Source organism: Echinicola salinicaeni (genome assembly GCF_014280965.1).
Lineage (GTDB): Bacteria > Bacteroidota > Bacteroidia > Cytophagales > Cyclobacteriaceae > Echinicola > Echinicola salinicaeni.
Genome location: NZ_JACODZ010000003.1, coordinates 524,142 through 533,628 on the forward strand (window position 1 = coordinate 524,142; position 9,487 = coordinate 533,628).

Below are 9,487 nucleotides of genomic sequence, written 5' to 3' on the forward strand. Positions count from 1 at the left end.
ATATCCTAATCTGCATGGTCCTATCAACAGTGGGATATGCACAAGTAGATAGAAGTAAATATCCCGAACCAGGTCCGGCTCCTAAGATTGAGCTGGAAGATCCAGCGACATTTACCTTGGACAATGGATTGAAGGTTTTTGTGGTTGAAAACCACAAATTGCCAAGAGTAGCTTTTTCCTTGGTGATCAATAGAGACCCGATTTTAGAGAAAGAGAAGGCTGGTATGACTGGATTTGTTGGTGACATGCTAACCGCTGGTACAAGTAATAGAAGCAAAGATGAACTGGATGAAGAGGTTGATTTTATCGGTGCTTCCTTGAGTGCCGGTTCCACATCGATTTACGCATCTTCTTTGAAAAAACATCAAGGTAAGATATTGGACTTGATGGCTGATGTGCTGTATAATCCTATATTTCCTCAGGAGGAGTTGGATAAGCTGAAAAAGCAAGCAATTACTGCTTTAGCTACATCAAAGGATGATCCTAATTCGATTAGTGGAAAGCTAACAGCTGCTTTGGTGTTTGGCAAGGATCATCCTTATGGGGAAATTCAAACAGAGGAAACCTTAGAAAATATCACTGTTGAGGATATTGAAACTTATTATCAAACTTACTTTAAGCCGAATATAGCCTATTTGGCAATTGTGGGGGATATAGATAAGAAAGAAGCTGAAAAAGTAGTAAAAGACCACTTTTCAAAATGGGAAAGAGGAGAAGTACCAGAGTTGAATTATGAAATGCCATCATTGCCCGAAAATAATAGAGTAGCACTTGTGGATAGGTCGGCTTCAGTGCAATCTGTTATTGATATTACCTATCCATTGGAAATGAGTTTGAACAATGATGAATATCTCGATACCAGGGTCTTGAATTATATTTTGGGTGGAGGTTCTACTTCACGTTTGTTTATGAATTTAAGGGAAGATAAGGGATATACCTATGGGGCATATTCGTCTATTGGTTCTGATAAATTGGTGACTAGCTTTTCAGCAGGAGCTTCTGTAAGAACTGCAGTAACTGATTCTGCTATTCATGAATTTATTTATGAAATTCACAGAATAGTGGAAGAAGGAGTAAATGAGGAAGAACTGGATGCTGCTAAGGCAAGTTTGAGCGGGAGTTTTGGTAGGGCTTTAGAAAGTCCGTCCACTTTGGCCAATTTTGCCATAAATATTGACCGTTATGATCTTCCAAAGGATTTTTATACCACTTATTTACAAAGATTAAGTGCGCTAACCGTTGATGATATCAATAGAGCAGCAAAGAAGTATATCAAACCTGAAAATATGTACATCACTATTGTGGGCAATGGTTCTGACCTTAAGGGAAAGCTGGAACAATTTGGGGAAGTGAGCTTGTTTGATAATCAAGGAAACCCTGCTAAGGAAATCGAGATGACGGATGCTAATATTACCGCTGAAAAGGTGATTGGCAAGTATATAGATGCTATTGGAGGTGAGGATGCAGTGAGTTCTTTGGAAACCGCCAAAATAGTGATGAAGGCTGAAGTACAAGGTCAGGTTATTGAAATGACGGTTCTTTATGATGATCCTGGTATGCGTTTTAATCAAAAAGTGGCCATGATGGGTAATACAGTTTCCAGTACCACTTTGGCAGACGGAAAGGGCTCAGTGGTAGCAATGGGCAATACGCAGGAGTTGAATGACGAGCAATATGAAGAAGCCAAGATGAATATGTTTTTGGTGCCAGAATTGCATTATGGAGAATTGATGTATAGTCTAAGTTTGGATGGAATTAAAGATGTAGAAGGTGAGAATGCCTATAAGGTAGTGGTGTCCAATCCTACAGGAGCAAAAACTGTCAATTATTACAGTGTAGATTCAGGTTTGAAAATAAAGAGTGAGAACGAAAAGTCAGGAGAGATGATGTTTTTGGATTACGAAGAGAAGAATGGGGTGTTGTATCCTATGAAAAACATAGTCAAATCTCCCATGATTCCGGTGCCTCTAAATACAACCGTAGAGAGTTTGGAGTTTAACCCTTCGTTAACAGACGAGGACTTTAAATAAAAATAGATGAAAAGGACGGTTTTAGCCTTGGCTATAATGTTTTCCGGGGCAAATTTTGAAAGTAGGGCTGTAGTGGAAGGAGATTCCAAAATTCAGCTGGCAAAACAGGAAGTGACCGCTGAAGAAGTAGTGCAAAAATATATTGCTGCGGTAGGCGGACAAAATGTAGTAAATAATCTTCGCAATTTGGAAATGGTCATGAAGGCTGAGATTCAAGGCATGACCTTGAGTATTAGAGTAGTGACAGATCAAGAAAACCATAGGGCTTTGAACCTTACGGAAATGAATGGAAATCAAGTTGCCAAAACCCTGATTAAGGACGGTAAGGGAGTAGTGGTCAGTATGGGACAGGAGCAAGAAATCAGTGGAGAAAGATTAAATTCGATGAAAAGCCAAACCTATATAATTCCCGAAATGCATTATGAAGATCTGGGATATGAAATGAGTTATGATGGTACGGGCGAAGTAGAAGGAGAAAAGGCTCATATTTTATTGCTGAAGGATGCCAATGATGTGGAGACCCGTGAGTTTTATAGTGTTGAATCAGGGCTAAAACTGATGACTGAATCGGAACTTGCAGGAAAAGTTGTTTATGAGGATTATAAAGATTGGGAAGGAATAATTTTACCATCCAAGATAACCATGTCCAATAGTATGATGCCCATGCCCATGGAGGTAAATGTGGTTTCACTGAGGATGAATCAAGAACTGGATGATCAATTATTTGATTGATGAAAATTTATAAGCGAAAAGGGATCCGATTGGATCCCTTCTTTTTACCAGTTAGGATGATTTTTCATCCAATAATCAAGAGAGAATTTTCCCGAGCCGTATATTAAAAAGACAATCAGTAATATAAGTACTGCTAAAGAAATTTCAAATTCCAGATTATTGGATACAGATAAGAATCCTTGGTTGATATTCACGAAGAATACCGCGCCGATCAATATCGGGATTTGGAAAATAATTGCGAATCGGGTCAAGAGACCGAAGGCAATCAATCCTCCCCCTACCAAATGCGCAAAGGCCACATAATGCGCCAAAGCCAAATTGAAAAACCTGAGATCACTATTGCTCATCATTTCCATTAAGGCATTGGTATTTGCAATAAACATGACGCCTTTATAAAATATGAATAGCCCAAGGACTACTCGGATAAAATCTATCCATTTAGGATGGTGGGTGTCTGCCCAAGATTCGATTTCTGAAATAGTTGTCATGATATTTTTGGGTTTTGTTGCAGTATAATATACGAAATATCATGCTATAATGGTGAAAATCATAGGTTTAAATGTGGGTTGCCTCTTGGGGTTTTAGAATTATTTCATCCAATTAATTCTTTTTTCGTTTTCTGTCATTACTTGGAATTGAAAAGCAGGGTAATAAGAACCTTTGTTGTCTTCAAGTTCAATACTCATCGCTCTTCCAAACCTATTTATTGAGAATGTGATTTTTTTGCCTTTACATGGCTTTTTGAGGTCAAATATTTGTCCGTTAACCAGTTCAACCTTATCACCGAGCATCAGGAGGTTATATGCATTTGATTTGGGATGAATCTTGATGATGGTTCCATCACCTTGAATTTTGATGCCAAATTGTGACATATAAGTATCAATATTGGCTTTAGTGGTGATTTTTATATTAATACTTTTCAGTTGTTCTTCTAGAATAGGGAAGAGGTCTTTTTTGCCTATTATTAAGTCATTAAAGAATTTTTCTATTATTTGAGGCTTGGAATGTTTTTGGACAATGGTGTTTTTATAATCATTTAGGTCATAGCCCTTGTTCTTTTTACCAAAATTCATCCACATGTCTTTCATTACTTCATGAAGAGAACTGTCTTCATCTAATAACATCAGGTCAAGGCAAAGGGAGATCAAGGCTCCTCTGTTATAAATACTGACTTTTTTATCAGGGAGTCCCTGTTTGTACCCATCCAGCCAAAGATCGAAACTGGATTCAACAATGGATTGGTTTTTCCAGCCGAATGATTCAAATTCTCTTTGGAATAACTTTTCTAAAATTTCGCTGATATATTCTTCTAGATTAAAATAGCCTGATTTTAGCAAAAAGATATCTCCCATATAGGTGGTTACTCCTTCAGCAACTACCCCCGTTTTGATATAGGCTTCTTTAGAAAAATCATAAGGCAATAATTCCTTGGGTCTGATCCGACATACATTCCAAAAGTGGTAGAGCTCATGAGCACTTACGCCAAAAAGCTCATCCAGATTTTTCTTTTCCGAAAGACTTTCAGCAGGTCCAAATGTGATGACCGTGGAGAATTGATGTTCTACACCATGATAATGTTTATAAGGTAAGAGTTGGTATAGGAAATGATAATCTGTTGCAGGAAATTCACCAAATGCAGCGATTTGCTTTTTGGTGAAAACTTTAAATTTTTCCAATAATTGGTCAATATCAAAATGGATTTCACCATGGAACCAAAGATGGAAATTTGACTGCCCTACTTGATATGTATAATTATTTAAAGAGGCACTGCTAAGAAATGGACTGTCCACTAAGTGTTGGAAGTTGTCTGCTTGAAATTGGTTTTTGCCTATTTTAGGTAGGGCAGTTGCAGCTGTGAAGTTTTCAGGAATGGAGATAGCTACTTGGATAGCTTCATTTTTCCTTCCTTCTATATCGAAAATAAAATTGATAAAATTGAGGTAAAGTTGTTCATCATCGGACCAACTACCTCCAGCATCCATTTGGTTGGCATGAAATTCATATGAAACAGCGTAAAACCCTTCGGTTGGTGTTATAAAGGACCATAAGTCTTTATTCTGCTTTTTCCATTCAATTGCTGTTTGATCCACCTGTACGGAAAATCCCCGGACTTTCTGTGCATAATTGGTGATTTCATACCTTCCGGGTCTCCAAGAGGGAAGCTGTAACTTTACCTCTTCTCCTTCCTTACAATGAAGGTTTAGTTGAACTTCAATAAATTGACTAAGTGGATTATTTCGTTTTATCAGGTATTCCATTTACATTTGTGCTTTGACAATAAACAAAAGTAATCCACTGGTTTGTAAATAAAAAAATACTATCTATCTTTGCAATCCTTTTCGGGGTCAACTGGAAAGGGAAGTCAAAGAAAAGCAATAAAAATTAAAACATAAATCGATGATGAAGTAATGAGCTGGTAAGACTATCACTTTGAACTTCCGCTTTATCGATAGAAAATTAAACGATCATGAAAAGAACATTTCAACCTTCTCGCAGAAAAAGAAGAAATAAGCACGGTTTTAGGGAAAGAATGGCGACACCTAACGGAAGAAGGGTTGTTAAGTCAAGAAGAGCAAAAGGTAGACATAAATTAACAGTGTCTTCAGAAAAAACGCTTAAGAAGTAATTATTGAAAGATTCATTTCTTTGTTTTGATGCCTTATTGCTATGAATTATAGGCTTCCCAAGAATGAACGATTACATTCTAAAAAGTTAATAAAGGAACTTTTTGATAAAGGTTCCTCTTTTTTTTTATATCCCTTCAAGGTTATTTATTTGCCCTTAGATCAAGCTGAGGAAACCAATCAGGTACTTTTTTCTGTTTCCAAAAGAAAAGTTAAGAAAGCTGTTGATCGGAATTATATCAAAAGGCGAGTGAAAGAAGCTTACCGACTGAATAAATCCATACTTTTGGATGGTGAAACCGAGAAAAAATTAATAGCTTTCGTGTATGTTTCATCAAAATTGGAAACCTTTCAGGCCATCCAACCTAAGGTGATTAAAATATTAAACCGCCTTGCAGCCCAGCAAGGGAACAAACCTATTCAAGATGAAGAAAAGAAATAGAATTATTGCCTTCGCTATGGTCCTCATCGTTGGGGGAGGACTTTTGTTTTCATTTAAAGGCAAGAATGATAAGCTTTTTTTGATAGCAAAGAATTTGGATATTTTTGCCTCTCTGATAAGGGAGTTAGATTCCTATTATGTGGATGAGATCAATCCTGAAGAATTAGTGACTGTGGGGATTAATGCCATGTTAGAAGAGCTTGATCCGTATACAACGTATATTCCTGAAGAAGAATCGGATGATTTTAGGACCATGACCACTGGAGAGTATGGGGGGATTGGTGCCTTAATTGGCAATAGGATTGGTGTTAATATGATATTAATGCCTTATAAAGGTTTTCCTGCCCAGAGTGGAGGCTTAAGGATTGGCGATGAGTTGCTAAAAGTTGATTCAGCAAATGTAGTTGAATTACCTACAAGTGATATTTCGAAGATGCTTAAAGGGCCGGCCAACACACCTGTAAAAGTGGTGGTCAAAAGAAATACGGATACCCTTGCTTTTGATTTGACAAGGAAGAAAATTGTTATCAATAATGTGCCATATTATGGAATGGTCAATGATCGTGTAGGGTATATTAAATTGACTGATTTCACGACCAATGCTGGAGATGATGTTAGAAGAGCTCTTGTTGACTTGAAGGGGCAGGGTGCTGAAGAGCTAATATTGGATCTAAGGGACAACCCAGGTGGGATTTTAAAAGAAGCTGTGGATATCGTGAGTTTGTTTGTTCCTAAGGGGAAGGAAGTGGTGAGTACCATAGGGAAGTTGGAAAATGTGAACGCAGAATATAAAACATCTAGATCTCCTGTAGATAAGAAAATGCCCTTGGCAATTTTGGTAAATGAAAGGTCTGCTTCAGCTTCTGAAATTGTGGCTGGGGCTTTGCAGGATTATGATCGTGCTGTACTGGTAGGAAGAAAGACCTTTGGAAAAGGGCTTGTTCAGAGTACTATTCCATTATCGTATAATGCCCAAGTAAAAGTAACAACGGCAAAATATTATATACCTAGTGGAAGGTGTATTCAGGAATTGGATTATAGTCACAGGGATGAGAATGGCAATGTAGGGATTGTGGCCGATTCCTTGAGAAAGGAATTTAAAACCAAAAATGGTAGGACAGTTTGGGATGGTGCTGGAATTGAACCTGACGAAAATGTGGAACCAAAAAAATATGCGCCTATAACCTATAGCTTGGTGGCGAGAAGTTTGGTTTTTGAATTTGTCAATCAATATTACTATGAGCATGATGGTATTGAGGCGCCTAGGGAGTTTGAGGTGAGTGATGAGGTATATGATGAATTCGTGTCTTGGCTACAGGGAAAGGATTATGATTATATAACTAGGGTGGAAAAATCTATTGAGGATTTGGAAACTTATGCGAAAGAGGAGAAGTACTTTGATGATATCAAAAGTGAAATCGATTCATTGAAAAAAAGCTTGAGCCATAACAAAGAGCAGGACTTGATAACATATAAGGATGAAATAAAGGAGGCCCTGAAAGATGAGATAGTCTCTAGGTATTATTATCAGGGAGGGGTAGTAGAGGCTTCTATTGATAAAGATCAAGTGATTGAGAAAGCTCTTGAAATTTTAGCTGATATGGATAAATACGAGCGGATATTGCAACCCGTTATGGCTGAAAAGTAATATCTTGAAAGAAGATTTAAGCTCCTTCTCTGTTTCGATTTAATTCGAAAAGGGAAGGAGTTTTTTTGTTGACTAATTTGCTTGGGCACTTAAGGGGTTATTGTCTTGGGGAGTTCAAGAAGAAGTATTTTGTTATCTTTGTTGGTTTAAACTTGAGTAAAGGGAAAATGATAAGTTCATGGGGTTAATATTGTCTATAGATACGGCTGTTTCGGTTTGTTCAGTTGCTTTGCATCAAAAGGGGAAATTGTTGGGGCTATTGGAGATGCATCAAGAAAATGTCCATGCGCAAAAATTAATGCCCGCCATTAAAGGCTTGATGGAGCAAGTAGGAGTGCAGTCGTCTGATTTGGATTCTGTGGCGGTTTCGGAGGGGCCAGGGTCCTATACAGGGTTACGGATTGGAGTATCCACAGCTAAAGGAATAGCGTTTGCGCATAATATTCCACTTATAGGAGTGGGTACTTTGGATGCTTTGGCTGTGCAGGTTAAAGATTTCGCTGAAGCTGGAGCGGTGATTATACCCATGATTGATGCTAGGAGAATGGAGGTTTATAGCAAGGTCTTTGATTCTTCCATTGCTGTATTGGAAGAATTGAAACCGGTTATTATTGAAGAAACATCGTATGAGGAGTATTTGGAAAAAGGCCTGGTTTATTTTTTGGGTGATGGGGCCAATAAAGTTTCCCGGGTTATTCAGCATCCCAATGCACGGTATTTCTCTTTGACCAATTCAGCATCCTCTGTTGGTGAATTAGCTTTGTTAAAGTTCGAAAAAGAGGAATTTGTGGATGTTGCGTATTTTGAGCCGAACTACTTGAAGGAATTTAGGGTTGTAAAATCGAAGAAAAATCCATTATTGTCATGAGTGAAATAGTTAATAGGGTAGCCAATAGTCCGATAATAACCATCGATCTGGAAACTTTTTATAAAAAGGAAGAAAGGGTGTTTTTTGATCTAAAGGAATACCTCTTTCAGGAGCTAGTTTTAAAGGAAGCGGATTTTAGAAAGGCGCTGAAGGAATTGGACTGGGAGCAATATCGGGATAAGTATGTTGCTGTGGGGTGTACTGTAGATGCTATTGTTCCGACATGGGCATACATGTTGGTGATGACTTACCTGGTCGGTGTGGCGAAAGAATCGAGTGTTGGGAATTTGAATGATTTAGAACAATATCTATTTCAAAAGGCATTGTCTGAACTTTCTCTTGATGATTTTGAGGGAAGGCCAGTTGTTGTAAAGGGATGTAGTAAGTTCCCTGTTCCATTATTTGCTTATGGGGAGGTGGTGAAATTATTAAAAGGTAAAGCAAAGTCTATCATGTATGGAGAGCCATGTAGTACTGTTCCGTTGTACAAGCAGCCAAAGAAATAAGGTGATGAAAATATAAAATATTGCTATTGAGATCGTTGAGATAAAAATGGTTGATTTTTAAAATTATGGTTTGGTAATTTTAAAAAAGAGTTCTATGTTTGCATTCCCAATCGGGGAAATCACTACAAAAGGAAGTGATTTTAATCTTGAAAGAACGGTTAGAAAAACCTTTAAAAAATAAATTTTCAAAATTGTTTTTTAAGAAATAAAAACCGTTTAACTTTGCACACCCAAACGAGGGGAGTTGCATTTCAAAAGTTTTTAGGAAGCTTTTGAGAGAAAATAATTTGAAAATTGTTTTGCAAAATAAAGTTCTTTTTCGGACCTTTGCCAAGCGAAAAACAAGAGGACTGTTTAGGAAGTAAACGGCGAGAAAAAAGAAAGGGATGTTCCCGGTAGGACGGGGGATTTCACAAAGACGGCTAAAGAGCCGTCGGACAAGTTCATTGAAGTACTGTAAGACGATAATAATATACGACAAGTCGGTAAGGAAAAGAAGAGTTGCCTACTTATGGTAGGCACGTCAATAGAAACTTTACAATGGAGAGTTTGATCCTGGCTCAGGATGAACGCTAGCGGCAGGCCTAATACATGCAAGTCGAACGGTAGGTTTTACTTCGGTGAAACTGAGAGTGGC

General features: G+C 37.8%; 9 protein-coding genes and 1 rRNA gene. 8 read left to right on the forward strand and 2 right to left on the reverse strand.

The window, feature by feature from the left end; translation table 11 throughout:
- Nucleotides 1-14: 14 nt before the first annotated feature.
- Entirely contained in the window at nt 15-2,030 is a 2,016-nt protein-coding gene (locus H7U17_RS07875) for a M16 family metallopeptidase (protein WP_394353717.1), read from the forward strand.
- 6 nt (nt 2,031-2,036) lie between these two features.
- Complete coding sequence (locus H7U17_RS07880) at nt 2,037-2,762, forward strand: peptidase, M16 family protein (RefSeq protein WP_186756141.1); 726 nt, start codon at nt 2,037-2,039, stop codon at nt 2,760-2,762.
- 44 nt (nt 2,763-2,806) lie between these two features.
- Here the strand turns inward: H7U17_RS07880 and H7U17_RS07885 are convergent, their stop codons facing one another.
- Both H7U17_RS07885 and H7U17_RS07890 read right to left on the reverse strand, forming a co-directional pair.
- A complete protein-coding gene (locus H7U17_RS07885; RefSeq protein ID WP_186756143.1) occupies nt 2,807-3,250 on the reverse strand; it encodes a DoxX family protein in 444 nt (147 codons plus the stop codon).
- A gap of 99 nt (nt 3,251-3,349) precedes the next feature.
- Nucleotides 3,350-5,020: a M61 family metallopeptidase gene (locus H7U17_RS07890; protein ID WP_186756145.1), complete on the reverse strand. Its 1,671-nt coding sequence runs from the start codon at nt 5,018-5,020 to the stop codon at nt 3,350-3,352.
- 209 nt (nt 5,021-5,229) lie between these two features.
- Here H7U17_RS07890 and rpmH point away from each other — a divergent pair, with 209 nt between their 5' ends.
- From rpmH to H7U17_RS07920, 6 genes are all read left to right on the forward strand, one after another.
- Nucleotides 5,230-5,388 carry a 50S ribosomal protein L34 gene (rpmH, locus tag H7U17_RS07895; protein WP_186756147.1) on the forward strand — a complete coding sequence of 53 codons (159 nt, stop codon included), beginning with the start codon at nt 5,230-5,232 and terminating at the stop codon, nt 5,386-5,388.
- Between the two features lie 41 nt (nt 5,389-5,429).
- Nucleotides 5,430-5,828, forward strand: coding sequence for a ribonuclease P protein component (gene rnpA / locus H7U17_RS07900; RefSeq protein WP_186756149.1), 399 nt, complete (start codon nt 5,430-5,432; stop codon nt 5,826-5,828).
- Complete coding sequence (locus H7U17_RS07905) at nt 5,812-7,476, forward strand: S41 family peptidase (protein WP_186756151.1); 1,665 nt, start codon at nt 5,812-5,814, stop codon at nt 7,474-7,476. Before rnpA ends, H7U17_RS07905 begins: the two co-directional genes overlap by 17 nt.
- A gap of 178 nt (nt 7,477-7,654) precedes the next feature.
- Nucleotides 7,655-8,344 (forward strand): tRNA (adenosine(37)-N6)-threonylcarbamoyltransferase complex dimerization subunit type 1 TsaB, encoded by a 690-nt coding sequence (gene tsaB, locus H7U17_RS07910; protein WP_186756152.1) that lies wholly within the window; start codon nt 7,655-7,657, stop codon nt 8,342-8,344.
- A complete protein-coding gene (locus H7U17_RS07915) occupies nt 8,341-8,850 on the forward strand; it encodes a DUF2480 family protein (RefSeq protein ID WP_186756153.1) in 510 nt (169 codons plus the stop codon). Before tsaB ends, H7U17_RS07915 begins: the two co-directional genes overlap by 4 nt.
- A gap of 537 nt (nt 8,851-9,387) precedes the next feature.
- Nucleotides 9,388-9,487: ribosomal RNA gene (locus H7U17_RS07920) — 16S ribosomal RNA — on the forward strand; the annotation flags it as partial.

Coding starts and splice junctions, on each gene's coding strand:
- H7U17_RS07915 (WP_186756153.1), top strand. CDS start 8,341: ATGAGTGAAATAGTTAATAGGGTAGCCAATAGTCCGATAATAACCATC.
- H7U17_RS07890 (WP_186756145.1), bottom strand. CDS start 5,020: ATGGAATACCTGATAAAACGAAATAATCCACTTAGTCAATTTATTGAA.
- rnpA (WP_186756149.1), top strand. CDS start 5,430: ATGAATTATAGGCTTCCCAAGAATGAACGATTACATTCTAAAAAGTTA.
- tsaB (WP_186756152.1), top strand. CDS start 7,655: ATGGGGTTAATATTGTCTATAGATACGGCTGTTTCGGTTTGTTCAGTT.
- H7U17_RS07880 (WP_186756141.1), top strand. CDS start 2,037: ATGAAAAGGACGGTTTTAGCCTTGGCTATAATGTTTTCCGGGGCAAAT.
- rpmH (WP_186756147.1), top strand. CDS start 5,230: ATGAAAAGAACATTTCAACCTTCTCGCAGAAAAAGAAGAAATAAGCAC.
- H7U17_RS07885 (WP_186756143.1), bottom strand. CDS start 3,250: ATGACAACTATTTCAGAAATCGAATCTTGGGCAGACACCCACCATCCT.
- H7U17_RS07905 (WP_186756151.1), top strand. CDS start 5,812: ATGAAGAAAAGAAATAGAATTATTGCCTTCGCTATGGTCCTCATCGTT.
- H7U17_RS07875 (WP_394353717.1), top strand. CDS start 15: ATGGTCCTATCAACAGTGGGATATGCACAAGTAGATAGAAGTAAATAT.